The 20,957-nt window shown below is 58.1% G+C and carries 19 protein-coding genes; 7 read left to right on the top strand and 12 right to left on the bottom strand.

The features are described from left to right. Window positions 1-49 precede the first annotated feature (49 nt). The 3 genes from ACR0NW_RS19130 (at window position 50) to ACR0NW_RS19120 (ending at window position 3,752) form a co-directional block, all read left to right on the top strand. Complete coding sequence (locus tag ACR0NW_RS19130; protein WP_480452562.1) at window positions 50-985, top strand: hypothetical protein; 936 nt, start codon at window positions 50-52, stop codon at window positions 983-985. A gap of 24 nt (window positions 986-1,009) precedes the next feature. Then, window positions 1,010-2,569 carry a substrate-binding domain-containing protein gene (locus tag ACR0NW_RS19125; RefSeq protein ID WP_480452564.1) on the top strand — a complete coding sequence of 520 codons (1,560 nt, stop codon included), beginning with the start codon at window positions 1,010-1,012 and terminating at the stop codon, window positions 2,567-2,569. A gap of 247 nt (window positions 2,570-2,816) precedes the next feature. Continuing rightward, the gene (locus tag ACR0NW_RS19120; protein WP_480452565.1) at window positions 2,817-3,752 is read left to right on the top strand and encodes a hypothetical protein; all 936 of its coding nucleotides are present in this window, start codon (window positions 2,817-2,819) and stop codon (window positions 3,750-3,752) included. A 54-nt stretch (window positions 3,753-3,806) separates the two neighbouring features. Here the strand turns inward: ACR0NW_RS19120 and ACR0NW_RS19115 are convergent, their stop codons facing one another. Further along, window positions 3,807-4,754, bottom strand: a complete 948-nt coding sequence (locus tag ACR0NW_RS19115; RefSeq protein WP_170655163.1) for a cation efflux transmembrane domain-containing protein — start codon at window positions 4,752-4,754, stop codon at window positions 3,807-3,809. Window positions 4,755-4,995: 241 nt separating this feature from the next. Here ACR0NW_RS19115 and ACR0NW_RS19110 point away from each other — a divergent pair, with 241 nt between their 5' ends. From ACR0NW_RS19110 to ACR0NW_RS19095, 4 genes are read left to right on the top strand one after another with little or no spacing between them, the layout of a single operon-like run. Next, window positions 4,996-6,174, top strand: a complete 1,179-nt coding sequence (locus ACR0NW_RS19110) for an efflux RND transporter periplasmic adaptor subunit (protein WP_480452567.1) — start codon at window positions 4,996-4,998, stop codon at window positions 6,172-6,174. A 3-nt stretch (window positions 6,175-6,177) separates the two neighbouring features. Next, entirely contained in the window at window positions 6,178-9,306 is a 3,129-nt protein-coding gene (locus tag ACR0NW_RS19105) for an efflux RND transporter permease subunit (protein ID WP_480452568.1), read from the top strand. Between the two features lie 38 nt (window positions 9,307-9,344). Further along, on the top strand, window positions 9,345-11,030 hold the full coding sequence (gene aspT / locus ACR0NW_RS19100) for an aspartate-alanine antiporter (protein ID WP_480452569.1): 1,686 nt from the start codon (window positions 9,345-9,347) through the stop codon (window positions 11,028-11,030). Window positions 11,031-11,048: 18 nt separating this feature from the next. Then, window positions 11,049-12,665 (top strand): bifunctional aspartate transaminase/aspartate 4-decarboxylase, encoded by a 1,617-nt coding sequence (locus ACR0NW_RS19095; RefSeq protein WP_480452571.1) that lies wholly within the window; start codon window positions 11,049-11,051, stop codon window positions 12,663-12,665. A 116-nt stretch (window positions 12,666-12,781) separates the two neighbouring features. Here ACR0NW_RS19095 and radC read toward each other — a convergent pair whose 3' ends face one another. The 11 genes from radC to thiD are packed head-to-tail and all read right to left on the bottom strand — an operon-like array spanning window position 12,782 to window position 20,941. Continuing rightward, window positions 12,782-13,537: a RadC family protein gene (gene radC / locus ACR0NW_RS19090; RefSeq protein WP_170655177.1), complete on the bottom strand. Its 756-nt coding sequence runs from the start codon at window positions 13,535-13,537 to the stop codon at window positions 12,782-12,784. Window positions 13,538-13,572: 35 nt separating this feature from the next. Continuing rightward, window positions 13,573-14,307: an ABC transporter permease gene (locus ACR0NW_RS19085; RefSeq protein WP_480452573.1), complete on the bottom strand. Its 735-nt coding sequence runs from the start codon at window positions 14,305-14,307 to the stop codon at window positions 13,573-13,575. Continuing rightward, window positions 14,304-15,032, bottom strand: a complete 729-nt coding sequence (locus ACR0NW_RS19080) for an ABC transporter ATP-binding protein (RefSeq protein ID WP_480452574.1) — start codon at window positions 15,030-15,032, stop codon at window positions 14,304-14,306. The genes ACR0NW_RS19085 and ACR0NW_RS19080 overlap by 4 nt, the downstream gene beginning before the upstream one ends. Then, a complete protein-coding gene (gene tenA / locus ACR0NW_RS19075; RefSeq protein ID WP_480452576.1) occupies window positions 15,029-15,709 on the bottom strand; it encodes a thiaminase II in 681 nt (226 codons plus the stop codon). The genes ACR0NW_RS19080 and tenA overlap by 4 nt, the downstream gene beginning before the upstream one ends. Beyond that, window positions 15,706-16,641 (bottom strand): ABC transporter substrate-binding protein, encoded by a 936-nt coding sequence (locus ACR0NW_RS19070; RefSeq protein ID WP_480452577.1) that lies wholly within the window; start codon window positions 16,639-16,641, stop codon window positions 15,706-15,708. Before ACR0NW_RS19070 ends, tenA begins: the two co-directional genes overlap by 4 nt. Window positions 16,642-16,660: 19 nt before the next feature. Beyond that, window positions 16,661-17,623, bottom strand: coding sequence for a HesA/MoeB/ThiF family protein (locus ACR0NW_RS19065; protein WP_480452579.1), 963 nt, complete (start codon window positions 17,621-17,623; stop codon window positions 16,661-16,663). Beyond that, window positions 17,620-18,216, bottom strand: coding sequence for a thiamine phosphate synthase (locus tag ACR0NW_RS19060; RefSeq protein ID WP_480452580.1), 597 nt, complete (start codon window positions 18,214-18,216; stop codon window positions 17,620-17,622). The genes ACR0NW_RS19065 and ACR0NW_RS19060 overlap by 4 nt, the downstream gene beginning before the upstream one ends. Then, entirely contained in the window at window positions 18,213-18,983 is a 771-nt protein-coding gene (locus tag ACR0NW_RS19055; protein ID WP_480452582.1) for a thiazole synthase, read from the bottom strand. The genes ACR0NW_RS19060 and ACR0NW_RS19055 overlap by 4 nt, the downstream gene beginning before the upstream one ends. Window positions 18,984-18,985: 2 nt before the next feature. After that, window positions 18,986-19,180: a sulfur carrier protein ThiS gene (gene thiS / locus ACR0NW_RS19050; RefSeq protein ID WP_480452583.1), complete on the bottom strand. Its 195-nt coding sequence runs from the start codon at window positions 19,178-19,180 to the stop codon at window positions 18,986-18,988. Further along, a complete protein-coding gene (locus ACR0NW_RS19045) occupies window positions 19,164-20,141 on the bottom strand; it encodes an FAD-dependent oxidoreductase (protein ID WP_480452585.1) in 978 nt (325 codons plus the stop codon). Before ACR0NW_RS19045 ends, thiS begins: the two co-directional genes overlap by 17 nt. After that, window positions 20,138-20,941: a bifunctional hydroxymethylpyrimidine kinase/phosphomethylpyrimidine kinase gene (thiD, locus tag ACR0NW_RS19040; RefSeq protein WP_480452587.1), complete on the bottom strand. Its 804-nt coding sequence runs from the start codon at window positions 20,939-20,941 to the stop codon at window positions 20,138-20,140. Before thiD ends, ACR0NW_RS19045 begins: the two co-directional genes overlap by 4 nt. Window positions 20,942-20,957 lie beyond the last annotated feature (16 nt).

The following is a 20,957-nucleotide window of genomic DNA, read 5'->3' as shown; positions in this document are numbered from 1 at the left end:
GCGTTTCTTAACGAAGTTGACCATCGCTCCTTCAACTGGGGAGGGTGTCTTGAGTTATATTCGAAATTTCTTGACCGTGGGCGGCACGGTCGGGTGCGCGCTTGGTGTCGGATTTTTCATGCAGCATGGCCTGTCATGGATGTCCCCCGCGGATTCACCCGGACAACAGCTGGCCTCAAATGCCGACAATTTGCCCGAAGGTGCCGTTATCGCCGGGCTGGAGGATATCGTCCTCACTGCCTCGTCTCCGTCACAGGAACAGGCACCTGGCGCATCGGACCATCGGGCAAGTATCGAAAACACACCTGAACCCAAGTTTCAGAAGACCTGCAATTTGAGTGCCGTGGCAGTTGCAGGACCGATGGCCAGCGCAAAGTTAAGCGTAACAGCGCCATGTAACGCGAATGAACGCGTGTCGATCCATCACAGCGGGCTCGTGTTCACTGAAATGACCGATGCTGACGGGGATCTGGAACTGATGGTGCCCGCCATTACCGAGAATGCGGTTTTCCTGGTTTCATTCGAAAATGGGAAAGGAACGGTGGCCAGCACGCATGTGGGTGATCTGGATGCATACGAACGGATCGCCCTGCAATGGGACACCGATGCCGGTTTCCAGATCCACGCACTGGAATTCGGAGCGGGCTATGGCGAAGACGGACATGTCTGGGCAGATCACTCTGCCCGAGGGGTGGGTCACGTCGTTCACCTTGGCAACAGAAAAGCATCCAAAGCGCAGTTTGCAGAGATTTACACTTTTCCATCCCGTGAGTCCGATAAAACGGGGTCGGTTGCGCTGTCGATCGAAGCTGAGGTGACGCAGGCCAATTGTGGTCGTGACATTCACGCGCAATCCCTTGAGCTGCGGCGGGATCGTAAACTGCGGTCACGCGATTTCACGCTGACTATCCCCGATTGTACGGCTGCAGGTGATTTTCTGGTGTTGAATAATCTGCTCCAAGACCTGAAAATCGCTTCAAAGTAATTCGCAGGCAATCTCAGGTATCACATGAACCGGCTCCGTGCGGCGGCGATCGCCGCACTTTCGTTACTGACAATCGCAACCGGTGCCGCGGCGCAGGATATCACTTTGACTTCGCATGACGGCAAGGTCGAAGTGACCGGTTCTCTGTTGGGGTTTGACGGAGAATTCTATCGAATCGAAACACAGTTTGGCGAACTGACGGTGGATGGTTCGGGCGTCACCTGTGATGGCCCCGCCTGCCCTCGTCTGACCGACTTCGTCGCCGAGGTGGTGTTTTCAGGCTCTTCCGTGATGGGAGAGTCGCTGTTGCCAGCCCTTGTCGAGGGGTTTGCGCTGCAAAACAGGCTGACTGCACAACGAAAATCGCAGGGAGATACGCATTTTGTCTATTCTCTGCACCAGCCCGGACGGCAAGCTCCGCTTGCGCGGCTGACCTTCAGACTTGCGCACACCGATCAGGGATTTGCCGATCTTCTGAGCGATGAAGCCGATATAGTTATGGCACAGAGGGAGATACGCCCTCTGGAAAAGGACCAGGCAATACAGGCCGGCTTGGGTGACCTGACTCAACCCAACCGGTCCCGCGTTCTGGCGCTGGACGCGATGGTTCCCGTGGTGTCCGCCAAAAACCCGGTCCGGCAGGTCACGACCACCAATCTTGCCGATATCTTTGCCGGCAAAATTGCCAATTGGTCCGAATTGGGCGGGCCGGATGCTCCGGTAACACTGCATCTGCCTGATGCGGGATCCGGTCTGGCGCAGGCCGTAGTTGACCAGCTGCTGAATCCGGTCAATCTGACGCTTGCGACGGATATCGTTCGGCACACGCGAAGCAGCGATCTGGGTCGCGCTATCTCCAGCGATCCATTTTCAATCGGTATTGCCAGCCACGCCGAAACAGCAACGGCGCGAGCGTTGACTTTGGCAGGTCCCTGTGGGTTTTCCCTGTCGGCAACCCGCTGGACCATAAAGACCGAAGACTATCCTTTGACGTCGCCCATGTTTCTGTATCTGCCCGCACGCCGCCTGCCAAAGATTGCACGGCAGTTTCTGGCATACGCCCAGGGCCCTGATGCTCAACTGGTCATCCGCCGGGCGGGTTTTGTGGATCAGTCAACCGAAACCATCAGCATCGGACTGCAAGGTGATCGTCTTGCCAATGTCATCGCATCCAGTGGGGATGAAATTCGGATTGAAGAAATGCGGCGCATGATTGAAACGCTCAGGCCGATGGCGCGCCTGACAACGTCATTTCGTTTTGAACCCGGTTCGTCCCGCCCGGATGCGCAATCAAGATCGAACATTTTGCAGTTGGCGCAAGCGCTGGAGAGCGGAGAATACGACACGCGAAAGCTGATGTTTATCGGCTTCAGCGATGGCGACGGACCAGCAAACGGCAACGCCCGCATCGCACTGAAACGCGCTGAATCCGTGCGCGACGCGGTTCTGGCGGCAATTGAAACCACATTGCCGGAAAGCGTCGAAATCGCCGTGGATGCCTTTGGCGAGGCAATGCCCATGGCATGCGACAACAGCGAATGGGGCCGGAAAATTAACCGGCGGGTCGAAGTTTGGGTCGAGTGAGCGCCACACTTCACATGAAATTGGCGATGGCGGATACGTAGCCTTCTGCAAACCTACAGGCACAATCTTTTGGGAACAAAACCCCTTGGCTTGCGGAAAGTGGCAGGAGGCATGGGCAAAATTGACAAGTAGCCCCTCACCTCAACCACATGATCTGGCTGAGTTGCGGTTTAAAGTTGTTGCTTTATTCGATGCGTTTCTATCAAATTCTTGCCAATGGCGAGTATTCAGCTCTCCAGAATGAAGGATGACAGTGAAACCTGTTCGGTATTTGATTGCATTTGTTTCCTGCGCTTTGTCCCCACCTGTTTTGGCGCAGGGTGTTGAGCCGGATGTATCAGAAGTGGCCGCCAAAGCCGCATTGGCAGCGCTTAGTGTTGCTGCCACACCAAATGATATCCTGCCGTCATTCAATTTCCTGAGCGCGTCCGGCCCAACCCGGGATTTTCGGTCAACGCAAATCAGGGGCGGCTTCAAACCGTTGGAAAACAATCTTTTTATTGAATGGCTTGCGGCCTATCAAAACTATAACCCCGTTCTCATTTTTCCCGAGATAGCTCCGGGAAGGGAATTGGACGTGACTTGGGCGAGCATTGCCGGAACGGTGGGGGTTGGCTGGGAATTTCCACTGGGACGCGATTGGACAGTCCGACCTGTCGGCCATTTGTCTTTTGGCCATGTTTCAACAGACGCAATTTTGTCCGGCTCTCCGCTGTCGCGAATGGAAACAAACCCGAACGACGAGGCCGATGGAAATCTGGATGCTGTCGGGGTCGGTGCGTCGCTCAGCCTGCTCCGCGAGGAAAAGTTTGGGCTGCTGGAAGGTGAGTACCGAATTCGCCAAACATTTCTCAAATTCTATCCAATTGACGAACCATTGGCTGGGGATGCGACCGCAAGATCCAACCAGACCACCTTGTTTGCCCGACACAGATACCCCTTGCCCAAGGTCCGGCCGTTCAAACGTCCTACACGTCTGGTGATCGATACCGGCGTCGCCTTTTTTCACGGGGATAGTGCAACTGTATTGGATACAGACTGGATGGTATCAACCGGTCTGGGGTTGGAAGTCGATACAGGTACCGGCGGAAGATCGGCGATCCGGGCAGGTCGAATTATGTTAAATGGTGTATTCGCTCAGGATTTTAACGGCGTTGCTATCGGGTTCGGATTAAGTTTCTGACACCAAATCGTGGGTCAGATTATCCGATTGCACTGCTCTGCATCTTGGCTATCCCTACTCCGTCGGTAGAACACGGCCGTGTTTTGAGATCACGACAAAGACTTCGGGATCTGGCAGGGCCGCCCCAATATCTTTCTGCAACTGCAAGGTCAGGGCATCAATATGCTCGGCAAGCACGGGACGGTTTGGATCGTAGTAGACGAAAACCGTAAAAAGACGCCCCAGCTTGGAGACCGACAGATCGCAAAGCAAACCCCCATCTTGCGTCAACGTGTGCCGGGCTGCGCGGCGCGCTGCGGCGACATGCCGGGGGCTGGCAGTGACCCCCGCCAATTCACCAAGGCCGCGTATAAAGTCCCGGAAATACTGTGCAACGACAGTTGTACACAGAACCAGAACAATGACCGAATCCCCTACCGGAGCAATGGGTGCAAGAAATCCGTCCTTGAGAAAATGAATGCCCAAAAGGCCCACGGCGGCGGCACCGGTGATTATGCCGTCAAAAGCGGCGGCCTTGCTTTCCAGCCGCAGCACCTCGCTAAGATTTCCGGTTTTCTTCCATGACCAGCGATGAAAGGCCCATAACAGGACACAGGTCAGCCCGACGACCACAAAATAGATGGCCATTGGTTCGAATATCAGTTTCGCCTGAGGTGCTCCGTTCACATAGCCAAGGATGTTCATCAGAGCGTTGGCTATGGCGAACAGAACCAGACCAAGAAGGGACAGCGCGCGAAACGTGGTGAAAATCGCCTCGTCACCCGCATAGCCGTATGGCCGGAACTTGTCCGGCTGACGGCGCGCATTTCGCGCAACGCGTTTGCCAAGCAAGGCGGCGGAAAAGCCGATCAGCGAAAACAATCCATCAACCAGAATGGCCTGTGAGTGCGAAAGATAGGCCGCTATCACGCCAGCTACACCCATAAACAGGTTACCGATCATTCCGGCAGTCAGAGCGCGGCTTTCAAGCTTTTCTGTGTCTTCTTTTGAAATGACCGTCATTGGGGTTCCCGATCCGCAATATGTCTTATGTTGGCGTACTGGGTTCACATTATTCATTATGCCGCGCAGGTCTATGCCCGTACTGGGCAGCGCTGTAGGCTTCAGGGAACACCGTTACCAACTATTGAAACACTGGCTGATCGAAAAAACGGTTAGCACAAAGTCTCTGAAACTGGACTCAAGCGCGATTACCGCTATCGTGAAACGAGAATTCCAGATTATCCATAGTTGAGTAACGTATATGAAACGCCTAGCTGCGCTTATCACGTTGGTTTTTGTCTCGTCGGGCGGCCTTTCAGCTCCGGCCTTTGCGCAGTCCGGCGAACAGGCACCACCCAAACCGAAAGTGACCGTTGTTCCGGTCGAGTCAAAGCAGGTCTCGGAATCCGAAGTGTTCTCGGGCAGGGTCGTACCGGTGAACCAGGTAGACATTCTTGCCCGTGTTCCGGGTTATGTTGAATCCATCGGGTTCGAGGAAGGCGGGCGCGTGGCAAAAGGCGACCTGCTGATTCAGATCGAACCGGACGCTTATGAGGCGGCGATCACCCAGATACAGGGCCAGATCAAATCCACGCAGGCCGCGAAAACTCTGGCGGATATCGAACTGGACCGTCAGCAAAAGCTGTTTGAAAAAGATGATGTTGCCGAAAACATCGTACAAAAAGCGCAGGCCCAGCAGGGTCAGGTCGAAGGTGAGTTGTTGCAGCTGAAAGGTAGCCTGCAGAATGCACAGCTTAACTTGTCCTATACCAAGATCGCAGCGCCTTTCGATGGGCGGATGAGCTTTAGCAGCCTGTCGGTAGGGGCCTATGTGAACCCGGGCAGCGGGGTGCTTGTGAACCTCGCCAGTATCGATCCGATCTATGTCTCGTTTCCCGTATCCGAAACCGAGCTTCTGAAGTTCAGGGCTGAGCGGTCGAAGAACAAGGGCGGACCGCCTCTGGAAATCGATCTGATTCTGGCTGACGGCACGGACTATGCGCATAGCGGAAAGGTTTCGCTGCTTGATACCAGCGTTCAGTCCGGAACCGACACCATCATGATAAAGGCAACCTTCCCGAACCCGGATGGAGCACTGCTGAACGATCAGCTGGTTCGCGTAAAGGTTGTCGATCAACCGCAGGACAAGTCTTTGGTCATACCGGCGATTGCCCTGCAGCGGGATCAGTCCGGATATTTTGTCCTGACGGTCGATGACAGCGGAAAGGTCGCAAAACAGGAAATCGACGTTGCGCGCATTGCCGGTACCGAAGCGGTTGTGGGCAGCGGATTGAAAGAAGGTGATCAGGTCATCACCGAAGGGTTGCAGCGCGTCCATGCCGGTATCGAAGTGGATGCCGTACAAAAGACATCTGCGAAATCCGGGCAGGACGGTCAAACCGACGCCACCGGGGGTAATGCAACGGCAAAAGAGGATTGATCCGTGATCTCTCAACTCTTCATTCGCCGTCCCCGATTTGCGCTGGTCATTTCGATTGTCATAACGCTGGCCGGTCTCATTTCGCTGACCCAGCTGCCGGTCGAACAGTTGCCCGATATCGTACCGCCACAGGTTCAGGTTTCGACCGCCTATCCGGGCGCCGGCGCAGATGTCGTGGAATCCACTGTCGCGCAGATCATCGAAGAGCAGGTCGTCGGTGTTTCCGACATGCTGTATATGAAATCGACCAGCGGTTCGGACGGAAGCTATAGCCTGCAGGTAACGTTTGAACCGGGAACCGACCCCGATATCAACGCGGTTAACGTCCAGAACCGGGTCAGTCTGGCCATGTCCAGCCTCCCGGATGAAGTTGTCCGGGCCGGTGTCAGCACCAAAAAGAAAAGCTCGGCGCTGTTGCAGGTCATTGCGATAACGTCGGACAATCCGAAACACGACGCGCTGTTTTTGTCGAACTTCGCCACGATCAACGTTCTGGACAGTATCAAGCGGTCGCCCGGTGTGGGGGATGCGGAAATATTCGGCGCGCAGGATTATTCCATGCGGGTGTGGCTGGACGTGGACCGGATGACCAGCCTGCAGGTGTCGGTTGACGACGTGATCAATGCGGTGAACGGACAGAACGTGCAGGCTGCGGTGGGCCGGGTAGGCGCGCAGCCGATGACCGATGATCCGGTCTTTCAGCTAAATATCCAGACGCAAGGCCGCCTGAGCAGCGTTGAAGAGTTCGAGCAGATCGTTGTCCGGTCCCTGCCCGATGGGTCGTTTGTGCTGCTTGGCGATGTCGGCTCGATTGAGTTGGGCGCCAAATCTCAGGATTCCTTTTCCAAGTTCAAAGGCAAACCCACTGCGATGATCGGCGTCTATCTGGCGCCCGGCGCCAATGCGCTTGCAACATCCGAGGGGGTGAACAATGCCATCGATGCCCTGCAAAGCTCGTTCCCACAGGATGTCAGCTGGAGTGTGCCTTACAACTCGGTCACATTCGTTAAGGCCAGTATCGAAGAGGTCATCAAGACGCTGCTTGAGGCCTTCGTGCTGGTGGTGATTGTCGTCTTTCTGTTCCTCGGCAGTTTCCGAATGGCACTGATCCCCCTAATCGCGGTCCCGGTTTCGCTGATCGGTGCGCTTAGCTTTATTCTCGCGCTTGGCTTTTCGCTCAACACGGTTTCGCTGCTGGCCTTGGTGTTGGCAATCGGCATTGTTGTGGATGACGCTATTGTTGTCATCGAGAACGTCGAAAAGGTGATGAGCGAGCGGCCGGAACTGTCGGTGGCCGAGGCAACCGGCGAGGCGATGAACCAGATCACCGCCCCAATTCTGGCCATCACTTTCGTTCTTCTGTCGGTGTTTGTCCCGGTTGCGTTCATTCCCGGCATCACAGGATCGATGTTCCAGCAGTTTGCCGTGGCCGTGTCCTTTTCGATGCTGATTTCAGCGTTGAATGCCCTGACGCTCAGCCCGGCGCTGTGCACGCTTTTGCTGAAACATGACAACGAACCAAAGCGCGGCCCGCTGGCGTGGATATCCCGGCGGATCGACGATGCGCGCGATGGCTATGCCTTTGTGGTCACCCGATTGGCCCGGCGCGCGCTGTTGTCGATCCTGTTTCTTGGGTTCGCCCTGTTCGGCGCCGGTGCGCTGTTCAAGATTACGCCGTCAGGGTTTCTGCCCACCGAAGATCAGGGTGTCTATTTTGTCGAGGTGGCGTTGCCCGAAGGGGCCTCGATCAACCGGACCGCCGTCGTGCTGGATGATGTCTATGACATCCTGAAGGACGGGCCGGGCGTCGAGGAAGTGATGACCGTCACGGGTTTCAGCTTTGTCGACGGTATCTCGAAATCCAACGGCGGTTTCGCAATTGTCATCATGAAACCCTTTGAAGAACGGACCGACCCGGCGCTTTCGGTCAATGCGTCCATCCGCTACGCGCGGCGGAGTTTTGCCGGGCTGGAATCCGCGGTCGCGTTTCCTTTCAACCTGCCGCCGATCATGGGGCTTGGCACGGGTGCCGGATTTGAATTCCAGCTTCTGGATTTGCATGGCGGCGATGTTGTCGATCTGGGGGCAACAGCGATGGGTCTTGTGACGTCGGCCAATGCGGATGACCGGCTTGCGGGCGTCTATACGACCTTTTCGGCGCAGACCCCGAAACTGGACCTCAAGTTGGATCGGAAAAAGCTGCAGACCCTTGGCGTCGATGTGGATGAGTTGTTCCGCGCCATGCAGGTGACGCTGGGCGGGTATTATGTGAACGACATGAACCTCTTTGGCCGTACCTGGCAGGTCAATCTGCAGGCGGATGAGAAGTATCGCAAAAGCGCCACGGATATCGGACGCATTCATGTGCGCAACAAGGATGGCGAGATGGTACCGATCCGCGCAGTGGCCGAAACGGACCTGATCCTTGGGCCGCAATTGCTGGTTCGCTACAACAACTTCCGATCCGTGACCATCAATGGTGCTCCGGCGCCAGGCGTGTCTTCAGGTGCGTCGCTGACGGCGATGGATCAGGTTGCCACCCAGACACTGCCGCAGGGTTATAGCTATGAATGGACCGGTACAGCCCAGCAAGAGATCGAGGCGGCCGGTAAAACTCCCATCGTTCTGGGGCTGGCTGTATTGTTTGCCTATCTGTTCCTCGTCGCCCTTTACGAAAGCTGGAGCATTCCGCTGGCGGTTCTGTTGTCCGTGTCGTTTGGCGTGTGCGGGGCATTGGGGGCGCTCTTGCTGCTGGGGCTTGAAAACAACCTTTATGCCCAGATCGGCCTTGTCGTCCTGATTGCGCTGGCGGCAAAGAACGCGATCCTGATCGTCGAATTTGCGATGGATCGGTACAATAACGGGATGAATGTTGTTGACGCCGCCATTGATGGCGCCCGTGCACGTTTTCGGGCGGTCATGATGACCAGCTTTGCCTTTATCGCGGGGCTTTACCCGCTGGTTGTCGCAGAAGGCGCGTCGGAACTGGCGCGGCGCGGCGTTGGTACACCTGTGTTTGGCGGTATGCTGGCGGCCTCGCTTGTTGGGATTTTCATCATCCCGTCACTTTATGTTTTGGCTCAGAAATTTCGGGAAAAGGTGCACGGACAGCGGAAACAGGCAGAAACGTAAGCAGTGCAAAATTCGATCACCGTCAGGGGAGGAAGACTATGATCGACTGGTTTGTGGGTGTGCTTCGGAACTATCCGGAGCTTGCCGTATTTTTATCCATTGGAATCGGCTTTCTGGTCGGCCCATGGAAATTCATGGGGTTCAGTCTGGGGACGGTCACGGCCACGTTGTTGGCCGCCGTGGTCATCGGACAGGCGCATATCGACATCGATTCCGCCGTCAAATCCACGTTCTTCATAATGTTCATTTTTGCCGTCGGTTATGGCGTCGGACCGCAATTTATCCGGGGCCTGAAAGTCGATGGCGCAAGAGAGGTTCTGTTTGCGCTCAGCGTCCTTGCGCTGTGCCTGATTGTACCCCTGATCTCGGCTAAGATTGCTGGTCTGGAGCTGGGTTATGCCGCCGGTTTTTATGCGGGCTCGCAGACCATCTCGGCTGCAATTGGCGTTGCGACGGATCAGATCAACCAACTCGGGCTGTCATCGGAGGACGCGCAGAAATACGCAAATCAAATTCCGATCGCCTATGCCGTCACCTATATCTACGGCACCATCGGTTCGGCCATCATTCTGGCCAAGATCGGGCCGCGATTGATCGGCGTTGATCTGGTTGCTGCCTGCAAAGAGTATGAGGCCCAACTGGGTGGCGGCGCTGCGGCGGAAACAGGCGGCGGCATGGTCTCGGCCTACCGCGCGATCGAGGCCCGCGCCTTTGAAATCCCTCAGGGCAGTGCGCTTCTGGGGCAGCCTGTCAAGGACCTGCTGCCGGGCGTGCGGGTGTTTGCGGAACGGCTGCGACGGGACGGCAAGATCATCGAAGTGGACGATGACACCATTCTGCAGGCCGGGGATACCGTCATGTTCTCGGGGCGGCGGGCCGATCTGGTCGGCCAACTGGAACCAACCCTGAAAGAAGCCGATGCGCCGGAATTGCTGAGCATTCCATCCGAAAAACTGGATGTTCTGATCACCAACAAGGAGGTTCATGGCAAAACCCTGCAAGACCTCAGCGAGATGCATCAGGCCCGTGGTGTCTATGCCACCAAACTGATGCGCAACATGATCGACCTGCCGCTTTTGCCGGGAACGGTCCTGCATCGCGGCGACATCCTGACAATCATGGGCAGCAAGCGCCACGTCGAAGCCGCCATTGCCGAACTGGGGTATGCGGACCGCCCCGTCGATACGACCGATCTGGCCTTTGTGGGCTGGGGGATTTTCATCGGCGGCCTGATCGGCACATTCGCGATCATGATGGGCGGCTTTCCGATCAGCCTGTCGACCACCGGTGGTGCGCTGCTGGCTGGCCTCGTCCTCGGCTGGTTGCGGACCGTTCACCCAACCTTTGGCCGTATACCCGGACCATCGCTGTGGCTGATGAATACCCTCGGTCTAAACGTCTTTATCGCGGTGGTCGGAATCTCAGCCGGGCCGGGTTTCGTCGCGGGCCTTCAGCAGGCGGGATTGGCGCTGCTGCTTTGGGGCATCGTCGCGACGTCACTGCCGATGATCTTTTCTGTTTATGTTGGCCACTATGTCTTCAAGTTTCACCCGGCAATCCTGTTCGGCGCCTGCGCGGGCGCCCGAACGACAACCGCTGCGCTGGGCATGATTCAAGAAGCCGCGCAAAGCCGCATCCCGGCGCTTGGATATGGCATGCCCTATGCCATCGGAAACACGCTTTTGACCATTTTCGGAATGGTCGTCGTACTTGTTCTCAGCTGATTCAGAGAGGCTATTGCAATGGATAGATTGAAACTGCACGACTATGAGGCGCTCAGCCCGTTCCAGATCAAGGATGAGCTTATTCAACTGGCGTCAGCCGAGGCCCAAAAAGCCAACAGCGTCTTTCTGAACGCCGGGCGCGGAAACCCCAACTGGGTCGCGACCCGCCCGCGAGAGGCTTTCTTTGCGCTGGGGCAATTCGCAATAACCGAATCCAAACGTGTCATGAACCATCCCGCAGGCCTGGGCGGAATGCCGGAAATGGTCGGCAGTCATGGCCGCCTGATGGGCTGGCTTGATGAAAACGGTGACATGCCGGGATCGGAAACCCTGCGCCAGGTGGTGGATCACGCCATTTCAGCCTTTAGCTTTGATGCAGACGAATTTGTGCACGAGTTGACGGATTCGATCATCGGCGACAACTATCCCGTTCCGGATCGTATCCTGAAGCACAATGCGATCATCGCCCATGAATATCTGATGTGGTCCATGTGTTCGGGTCATCGACCCGACGCAAAATTCGATCTGTTCGCGGTCGAGGGCGGCACAGCGGCGATGTGTTATATCTTCAAGTCTCTCAAGGCCAACCGCCTGCTGAATCCGGGCGACACGATTGCGTTGTGCACACCGATATTCACTCCTTATCTCGAGATGCCCGAGCTTGAGGACTACAATCTGGAATCCGTACATGTAGAGACTGATGAGGAAGACGGATTTCAACTTACCGATGCGGCTGTGGAAAAGCTGAAAGACCCAAAGGTCAAAGCGTTCTTTCTGGTGAATCCCGGTAATCCGTCCTCGGTCGCGCTGAATGACGCATCGCTGCGCAAGCTGGATGATCTGGTGACAAACCACCGGCCCGACCTGATCGTGCTGACCGACGATGTTTATGGAACCTTTGTTCATGATTTCACATCGGTCATGGGGCAGCTGCCGCGCAATACGATCGGGGTTTATTCCTATTCCAAGTATTTCGGCTGTACGGGATGGCGTCTGGGCGTGATCGCGGTGGCCGAAGACAATATCTTTGACGAAAAACTCGCGAACCTGCCGGAAGAGATCAAACAGGCGCTGGATCGCCGCTACGGCACGCTGAGCCTTACGCCGCGCGATATCAGATTCATCGACAGGCTGGTTGCCGACAGTCGCGATGTTGCCCTGAACCACACTGCCGGATTGTCTCTGCCGCAACAGGTGATGATGACGCTGTTCTCGCTTTGCGAACTGGTGGACACAAAGAAACTGTATCAGACCGCGTGCATGGAACTTGTCCACCGCCGTTTCAAACTGCTGACCGAGGCAATGGGTATTGAGGTGGATGCCGGTGCGCATTACGACGCATATTACGGGATCATCGACTTTGAATACTGGCTGCGGAAATACGTGGGCGAGGATGTGGTCGAATGGATCAAGAAAAACGTTCACCCATTGGATATCGCCTTCAAGCTGGCCGAGGATTACGGGATCGTGCTTTTGAACGGCAGCGGGTTTGACGCACCCGGCTGGTCCGCCCGCGTGTCCTTTGCCAACCTGCCAGATGAGGCCTATTCGCAAATTGGCCGTGCCGTCCGGTCCGTCGCCCGCGGATACGTTCAGGCATATCGGGCCGCAAACAACGAACCGTTGCACGGGTGATCAGACAGACCGTTCCGGTGTTGGTGCACCGGAACGCCAGCATCCGGTAGGTTGCCTTTACTGGCAACGGCCGGATGCAGCTCATTCAAGCCTGCAGTTGGCAGGCAACCCTTCGATCAAAGATATCCCTGCGACCGGAAACTCAACTCGGTTGATTTTCCAATGATCAGATGGTCATGCAAAACTAGGCCAAGTGCGGTACAGGCGTCCTGAATTCGATTGGTCATGTCGATGTCGGATTGCGAGGGCGTCGGGTCGCCTGACGGGTGATTGTGCACGAGAATCAGCGCGGATGCGTTCAGTTCCAACGCTCGCTTCGCAACTTCCCTCGGGTATACGGGAACATGATCCACGGTGCCTTTGGCCTGCTCTTCGTCTGCGATCAGGACATTTTTCCGATCCAGATAGAACACCCGAAACTGCTCTGTCTCACGATGCGCCATGGTGGTGTGGCAATAGTCCAGCAATGCGTCCCAGCCTGAGATCACGTGCCGTTGCATCACCCGCGCACGCGCCATCCTGTGAGCGCAAGCCTCAAGAATTTTGAGATCGGTGATCACAGTATCACCAACGCCCTTGATCTGGCGCAGCCGCTCTTCGGGCGCGGTTAGCACCCGGTTGAAGTCGCCAAACGCGTCCATCAAAGCCCGCGCCAGCGGTTTCACGTCCTGTCGGGAAATGGAACGAAACAAAACCAGTTCCAGCAATTCATAATCCGGCATCGCCGCAGAACCGCCCGACATGAACCGTTCACGCAGGCGCTTGCGGTGATCCTTGATGTAGGACGGCAACCGGCCTGCGGGCAACGGTTGCACCGGGGCTTCGTCCGTTTCAAACAGCGTCGGGGCTTCGGCAAAGGTGTCCTGAGTCATATGCTCAGACTGGCTCAGAACTGGTTTCCGATTGGTTAATGTGACTCACCGGCCATGCGCGCGGTCGCACGCCGCACAGCCATATGCAACACAACCGAAAACACCCCCAAAGTCAGCATCGCGGCAAACATCAGATCAGTCTTGGCGCGGCCATTCGCAAGCAGCATCAAATAGCCCAGCCCCTGCGATGACCCTACCCATTCACCGATCACCGCACCAATTGGTGCGTAAACCGCAGCGAGTCGCATACCGGATGCAAGTGAGGGCAGCGCGGCGGGAATGCGGATATGCCACAACACCGCGCGCGGCCCAGCCTGCATGGTGCGCGCAAGATCCAAATATCCGGGTGGCGTCCGCATCAGTCCGTCAAAGAATGACGAGGTAATCGGGAAATAGATGATCAGAACAGCCATCGCCACCTTGGACCAAAGCCCATAGCCCAGCCACAAGGTCAACAGAGGCGCCAGCGCAAAAACGGGCAATGCCTGTGTGAACACAAGCATCGGCTGCACCAATACCCGTGCGGCCCGCGAATTGGCCAGTTGCAGGGCAGTGATTACGCCCAATAACGTCCCGCAAGCGAGGCCAATCAGCACCTCAACCGCAGTGATCCATGTATGTTCCGCAATCAGCCAGCGGTTTTGCCACCAGGTTTCGGCCACCAGGGCTGGCCCCGGCAGTATGAACTTGGGCAGACCAGTCAGGGTGACGATGGCCTGCCAGACAGCAACCGCGAACACGGTTGCGGCAAGGGCGGACAGGTATTTCATGCCGAACCCTCCCGCAACAGACGCAGCAAAGACCCCTGAGTCTCCAGTGTCTCCAGATCATCCACCTTTCTCGGCGCGGGTGCGTGCGGCGGTTGACAGTGGGTCAAGCCATGCTGTGTCATGACGACTATGGTCTGCCCCAGTCGTGCGGCCTCTCCGGGATCATGGGTGACCAGCAGGACGGTGCGCCCCAACAACGCCTCGGCGGCCAGTTCCTGCATGTCGGCGCGGGTGCGCGCATCAAGAGCTGAAAAAGGTTCATCCAACAGGACAATGGGACGATCTTCCATCAACGTGCGCGCCAGCGCGACGCGTTGGCGTTGGCCACCAGAAAGCTCGCCGGGCTTTTTTGACATATGATCCTGCAGGCGCATGCGCTTGATCAGGCGCTCGCGTCTATCCAGATCGACCTTCTCGCCCCGCAGTCGCGCACCCAACGAGACATTCTGCGCAACCGTAGCCCAAGGGAGTAACAGATCATCCTGCGCCATATAGGCCACCCGGTCGGAGACCGATACGCTGTCTGTCGCGGTAATTTCACCCTCAAATTCAGCGCCAGTCGCCAGACCTGCGATCAGACGCAGGACTGTAGTTTTTCCGACGCCCGAACCACCCAGAAGACAGGTCCATTGCCCCGCCGCAAGCGTCAGGGACAACGGCGCGAACAGCGGCGCATCGTCGATGCTGGCCTGTCCACTGATGGTGATTTCGGGCGCAGGTGTCACGGGGTCAGACCCATCTGCCAGAAGTTAACCTCCAGTTCAGTGGCTGTACGGAAGGTTCGGCACAGGCGTTCCCAGCGTGACGAGGCGGCGAAATCCGGCCCAATCCTTCGGGTTAGAGCCGAGTCCAGCAACTCGCCAACTGCACGGCAGGCCTCTTGATACTCATCATCCGCATAGGTATCGATCCAGTCGCGATAGGTTTCCGAAGTGCCCTCGGAACTAAGGCGCGTGCCAATTTCGCCGTAACCCATAACGCAGGGCGCAAGGGCTGCCAGAAGATCCAGCAAATCGCCGCTGTACCCCGCTTCGAGCACAAAACGCGTATAGGCCAGATTCTCAGAACGTTCCGGTGTGGCGAATAACTCGGCCTGCGGAATGCCTGCTGCTTCGCAGACACCGATATGCAGCTTCATCTCTTCGCTGATCAGCCCGTTTACTGTACGCGCGGCGGCCAGCATCTCTTCATGTGTTTCCGACTTTACCACCGCCAGCGCCCAAGCGCGTGAGAAATGAATCAGGAACACATAGTCCTGTCGCAGATAATGCAGAAATGCCGGGCGCGGCAGCGTGCCGTCCTTCATCCCTTCGACAAAGGCGTGGCGGGTGTAATCCCGCCACGGCTCTTGCGCCGCATCGCGCATCAGCGCGAAGGCGCGGCCATAGTCCTGACCGCTCATTGCGCGGTCACGTCAATGGCAATGTCGCTGACCGGGTTGATGCTGTCGATCATGCCGCTGTCCTTCAGGAAGGCCTCGAACCGGGCATACCGACCCGCCTCAAGACCCGCCGGGCGCAGTGCGAAACGGGGCAGCGTATCGACCCAGGCGCGGGCGTTCAGCTCGTCCTGAAGCTCGGGCGAGGTTGACGAGAAGATCTCCCAGCTTTTGTCGGGATTGTTGACAATGTACTGAGTTGCCTTTTCGGTCGCGGCCAGAAAACGCGCGACCTTGTCCTGATCCATGGTGTCCGGATTGGCGACATAGATCAGTTCGTCATAGGCCGGAACGCCCTCTTCCTCGATGTAAAAGCAGGTGCCGGGACGGCCTTCGATGTCCATCTGATTCAGCTCGAAATTGCGATATGCGCCGATCACGGCATCCACCTGACCGGACATCAGCGAAGGCGAAAGCGAGAAGTTGACGTTGATCAGTTCGACATCGGCCAAGGTCACATCATATTGACCCAGAACCGTACCAAGAACTGCCTCTTCAACACCTGCGACCGAGAAACCGATCTTCTTTCCTTTCAGGTCTGCAGGCGATTTGATCGGTCCGTCCTTCAGCACCAGCAGGCAGTTGAGCGGCGTAGCGACCAGTGTTCCAACGCGTTTCAGGGGCAGACCTTCGTGGATTTGCAGATGCAGTTGCGGCTGGTAGGACACGGCCAGATCAGCCTGACCAGCAGCGACCAGACGCGGCGGGGCCGAGGGGTCTGCAGGTGGTACGATTTCGACCTCAAGCCCCTGTTCTGCAAAATAGCCGTTTTCCTGCGCAACGATGATCGGCCCGTGATCGGGGTTGATGAACCAATCCAGCAGCACGGTCATCTTGTCTTCGGCCCATGCGGGCGCGGCGGCCAGCAGGGTGATTGCAGCGATCAGCTTTTTCATGTCTCGCGTTTCCTTCTGTTCACGAGGTTGAAGCCGCGACGAGGACAATCTCGCCCGGCCAATCCGGTTGAATACGCTCGGCCGCACGCCATGCGCGCAGACCGGTGGCACAGCAAAAGGCCAGCCTTTGCCCTTTGTTAGGCTCTATTTTCAGGCTTTCCGGTGATATTCGACGAGCATCCGGATGGATCGGTGTCGGTGCCTCATCCACATCTCGCAGCTCGACGATCAGATCAGTTTCATTCAACGCACTGGCGGTGACGAAGGGGAAGAACTGCGGCGGCTCAGGGGCGCGATCAAACCGGAATCCGGTGCTGCAGAAGGTAGTTGCGTCGAACTGGACAAGCTGTCCCAGAGGGGACGGTTCCAGACCGAGGATCACACTCAACGCCATCTGCGCCTGCATCGCGCCCAGCATCGCAACAACTGGTCCCAGTACGCCCGCGGTGGCGCAGCTTGCGCCGCTGTCAGGGGCATCGGGGAAGACCGCGCGCAGGGATGGGGCCCCTCCACAGAACCCGCCGGCATATCCTGACAGACCGAGGACCGAGGCGCTGATCAGGGGTTTGCCCAGCGCAAGACAGGTATCAGACAGTGTGTAGCTGGCGGCGTAGCTGTCGGCGCAATCCAGCACCAGATCGGCGTTTTGTACAAATCCTACAGCATTTTCAGGGGTGATCTTCCGGTTTGTACCGATGATTTCGATATCGGAATTGATCTGGCGGCAGCGGTCAGCGGCGGCCTCGGCCTTGGGACGACCACAATCCTGTTCGGTGAACAGCGTCTGGCGATGCAGATTCGACAGCGAGACGGTGTCCGCGTCGATGATCATCAGGTGACCGATGCCTGCGCCCGCCAGCAGCGGCAGCGCCGGGGCGGCAAGCCCGCCTGCGCCGACGACCAGAACCCGCGCAGCGGCAAGGCGGCTTTGCCCCTGCTCACCCACCTCGGGCAGGATCATCTGGCGGGCATAGCGTGTCATCGGCTGACCTCGATCCATGCGCGCACGCGCGCCTCGGGGTCGGCGTTCAGTGTGATGTCGGTGACGGCTGAGACGATATCGGCCCCAGCCGCAAAGACGCCGGGTGCGCGTTCGACACTCATGCCGCCGATTCCGACCAGCGGGATATCCCCCACGCGCGCCTTCCATTCGGTCACGCGCGGCAGGCCCTGCTGTTCCCATTTCATCTTTTTCAGGATGGTTGGATAGACCGGACCCAGCGCCACATAGTCGGGGCCCATCGACAAGACACGCTCGAGCTCGTCATCGTCATGGGTGGAAACACCCAGTTTCAGACCCGCTTTGCGGATTGCTTTCAGGTCGGCGTCGTCCAGATCTTCCTGTCCCAGATGAATCCAGTCGCACCCGGCGTCTATGGCGGCCTGCCAATAGTCGTTCACCACCAGAACCGCACCATGTTCAGCGCACAGTGCCCGTGAAGTGGCGATTTCCTGACGCACCACATCGTCCGGCTGGTCCTTGATGCGCAACTGCACCAGTTTGACACCAAGCGGCAGCATCCGGCGCAGCCAGTCGGAGTGATCGAAGATCGGGTAAAACCGGTCGAGAGTCATGACAGGAACGCCTTTCCGATAACGGGGGTCGAGGCCTCGGCCATGTCGCGCGCCTCGATCGGGTCGGCCTGACGGGCCAGTTGCCCGGCCTGAATCGCCAGCGCCATGGCCCGCGCCATAGCCGCGGGATCGCCCGCACGGGCCACGGCCGTGTTCAGCAAAACCGCATCGAACCCAAGCTCCATCGCGTGGGCCGCATGGCTGGGCAGGCCGATGCCGGCATCAATGACCAGCGGCACATCTGGAAATTCGGCGCGCATGGCACGCAGGGCATATTCGTTGTTCAACCCCCGGCCCGAACCGATAGGCGCGCCCCAGGGCATCAGCACCTCACAACCAGCTTCGAGCAGACGTTCGCCCACGATCAGATCGTCGGTGGTGTAGGGAAAGACCTGAAACCCGTCCTCGGTGAGGATGCGCGCGGCCTCGACCAGTTGGAACACATCCGGCTGCAGGCTGTCGGTGTGGCCGATCAGCTCCAGCTTGATCCATTTTGTGTCGAACACCTCGCGCGCCATATGGGCGGTGGTCACGGCCTCTTTCACCGTGTGGCATCCGGCAGTGTTGGGCAGGACCAGCACGCCCAGATCGCGGATCATCTGCCAGAATGTTTGCCCGGCACCGCCCGCGCCTTCACGACGCAGGGATACGGTGGCAACCCCTGCCCCGCTGTCACGGAACGCCTGTTCCAGAATGGCCGGGCTGGGATATTGCGCCGTACCCAGCATCAGAGGATTTGGCAGTTCAGTGCCGTAGAAGGTTTTCATCCTCACCCCCCCTGCATCGGCGCGACGACCTCGACCCGGTCGCCATCGGTCAGTTTGTGGGCGACGCGCAGGCCCGAGGGCACGAAATCTTCGTTCACCGCAGTGGCGACGCGGCCGGAAAACCCGCATTCGGTCAGCAGTTCAGACAGGGTTTCGGCGCGCACCTCGCGCGGTTCGCCGTTAAGCACGATCTTCATCGACCATCTCCGAATGTTTGTTTTCCAGCGCCAGATCGGCCACCCCCTGCGCCAGCGCGGGCGCCAGCAGGTAGCCGTGACGATAGAGACCGTTGGCATAGATTGTCCGCCCCAGCCGCCGGATACGCGGCAGGTTGTCGGGGAAGGCGGGGCGCAGATCGACGCCGATTTCCAGCACCTCGGCCTCGCCAAAGGCAGGGTTCAGGGCATAGGCGGCGCTGAGCATTTCCAGCATCGAGCGGGCGGTGATCCGGCTGCTGTCCTCGGATTCGATCATCGTCGCGCCCAGCATGTAAACGCCGTCTCCGCGCGGTACGATGTAAAGCGGCATACGCGGATGCAGCAAACGCACGGGGCGCGACAGAGTGACATCCGGGCAGCGGATCACCAGCATCTCGCCCTTGACGCCTCGCAGGTCATAGAGCAGGTCGCGGGCGTGCAGGCCCCGGCAGTCGATCGCGTTTTCAAGACGCGCCGGAGCCAGTTTGCGGTGAAACACCACGCCGTTGTCCTGCAATCTGCGCACAAGGTCCTGCAGCGCCTTGCGCGGGTCAAGATGCGCCTCGTCCGCAAAGAAAAGACCTTTGCCGAACTTGTCTAAATCAGGCTCTAACTTGGCTATTTTTGCTCGATCCACCTCGGCAAAGCCTTCGGTACGACGGGCAAAACGGCGCAGATCGGGCAAGTCTCGGCCACTGGCAACAACCAGGGTTCCATGGCGCGTTACGCGGGTTTTATCGGCCCACCAACCGATGGCCTGCTGACCCAGCCGCAGCACGGGTTCTTCGGCGTTCTCGTACTCGCACCAGGGCGCCAGCATGCCGCCTGCCCACCAGGAACAGCAATGCGGCCCCGGCACACCGCCGGGGTCGAAGATCTGAACCGTTGCCCCGCGCGCGACCAGTTCGGTCGCAACCGCAAGGCCGGAGACACCGGCACCTATGACCGAGAAATCCTTCACGCGCCCCAGACCCGATGGAAGTGATGCACCGGACCATGTCCATGTCCAACCGCAAGACCATCCGCCTGCGAGATCGCACCCTGCAGATAGTCATGCGCCTGCGCCGTCGCTTCGGGCACCGTCAGCCCACTGGCCAATCCGGCTGTGATTGAGGATGACAGGGTGCAGCCGGTTCCATGGGTGTTTTTCGTGTCCTGTCGCGGGGCCTCGAACTGCGCCAGAACTCCGGTGCTGTCGATCAGCAGGTCGCGGCACAGATCACCCTTGCCGTGCCCGCCTTTCATCAGGACGGATTTGGCCCCCATGGCGGACAGGGCATATCCCTGCCGGATCATCTCATCATCCGTTTCGGCGACCATTTCATTCAACAGGCAGGCGGCCTCGGGCAAGTTCGGGGTCAGCACCGTGGCGCGGGGAACCAGCAGGTCGCGCAGGGATTGCACCGCCTCGCGGGCCAGCAACGCATCACCGGATTTGGCGATCATCACCGGGTCAAGAACCACCGGGCCGTCAAAGCCGGAAAGGCCATCGGCGACCGTCTGGATGATTTCGGGTGTGGCAAGCATCCCGATCTTGATCGCCCGGACGTCCAGATCACTCAGAACCGCGTCGATCTGGGCCGCAATGACGTCCAGCGGAATTCCGTGTACCGCAGTAACCGCCTGCGTATTCTGGGCAGTGACCGCAGTAATCACGCTGGCGCCGTAAACGCCCAGCGCGGACATGGCCTTGAGGTCGGCCTGAATGCCCGCTCCGCCGCCGCTGTCAGATCCAGCTATTGTCAACGCGATATGCGCCATTTGGTTGCTCCAATTC

This window comes from Ruegeria sp. CF5, assembly GCF_056537325.1.
The sequence above is the reverse complement of the archived record's forward strand: the minus strand, read 5'-3'. Positions and strand labels throughout refer to the sequence as shown.

Coding starts and splice junctions, on each gene's coding strand:
- ACR0NW_RS19125 (WP_480452564.1), top strand. CDS start 1,010: ATGAACCGGCTCCGTGCGGCGGCGATCGCCGCACTTTCGTTACTGACA.
- ACR0NW_RS19120 (WP_480452565.1), top strand. CDS start 2,817: ATGACAGTGAAACCTGTTCGGTATTTGATTGCATTTGTTTCCTGCGCT.
- ACR0NW_RS19115 (WP_170655163.1), bottom strand. CDS start 4,754: ATGACGGTCATTTCAAAAGAAGACACAGAAAAGCTTGAAAGCCGCGCT.
- ACR0NW_RS19110 (WP_480452567.1), top strand. CDS start 4,996: ATGAAACGCCTAGCTGCGCTTATCACGTTGGTTTTTGTCTCGTCGGGC.
- aspT (WP_480452569.1), top strand. CDS start 9,345: ATGATCGACTGGTTTGTGGGTGTGCTTCGGAACTATCCGGAGCTTGCC.
- ACR0NW_RS19095 (WP_480452571.1), top strand. CDS start 11,049: ATGGATAGATTGAAACTGCACGACTATGAGGCGCTCAGCCCGTTCCAG.
- radC (WP_170655177.1), bottom strand. CDS start 13,537: ATGACTCAGGACACCTTTGCCGAAGCCCCGACGCTGTTTGAAACGGAC.
- ACR0NW_RS19085 (WP_480452573.1), bottom strand. CDS start 14,307: ATGAAATACCTGTCCGCCCTTGCCGCAACCGTGTTCGCGGTTGCTGTC.
- tenA (WP_480452576.1), bottom strand. CDS start 15,709: ATGAGCGGTCAGGACTATGGCCGCGCCTTCGCGCTGATGCGCGATGCG.
- ACR0NW_RS19070 (WP_480452577.1), bottom strand. CDS start 16,641: ATGAAAAAGCTGATCGCTGCAATCACCCTGCTGGCCGCCGCGCCCGCA.
- ACR0NW_RS19065 (WP_480452579.1), bottom strand. CDS start 17,623: ATGACACGCTATGCCCGCCAGATGATCCTGCCCGAGGTGGGTGAGCAG.
- ACR0NW_RS19060 (WP_480452580.1), bottom strand. CDS start 18,216: ATGACTCTCGACCGGTTTTACCCGATCTTCGATCACTCCGACTGGCTG.
- ACR0NW_RS19055 (WP_480452582.1), bottom strand. CDS start 18,983: ATGAAAACCTTCTACGGCACTGAACTGCCAAATCCTCTGATGCTGGGT.
- thiS (WP_480452583.1), bottom strand. CDS start 19,180: ATGAAGATCGTGCTTAACGGCGAACCGCGCGAGGTGCGCGCCGAAACC.
- thiD (WP_480452587.1), bottom strand. CDS start 20,941: ATGGCGCATATCGCGTTGACAATAGCTGGATCTGACAGCGGCGGCGGA.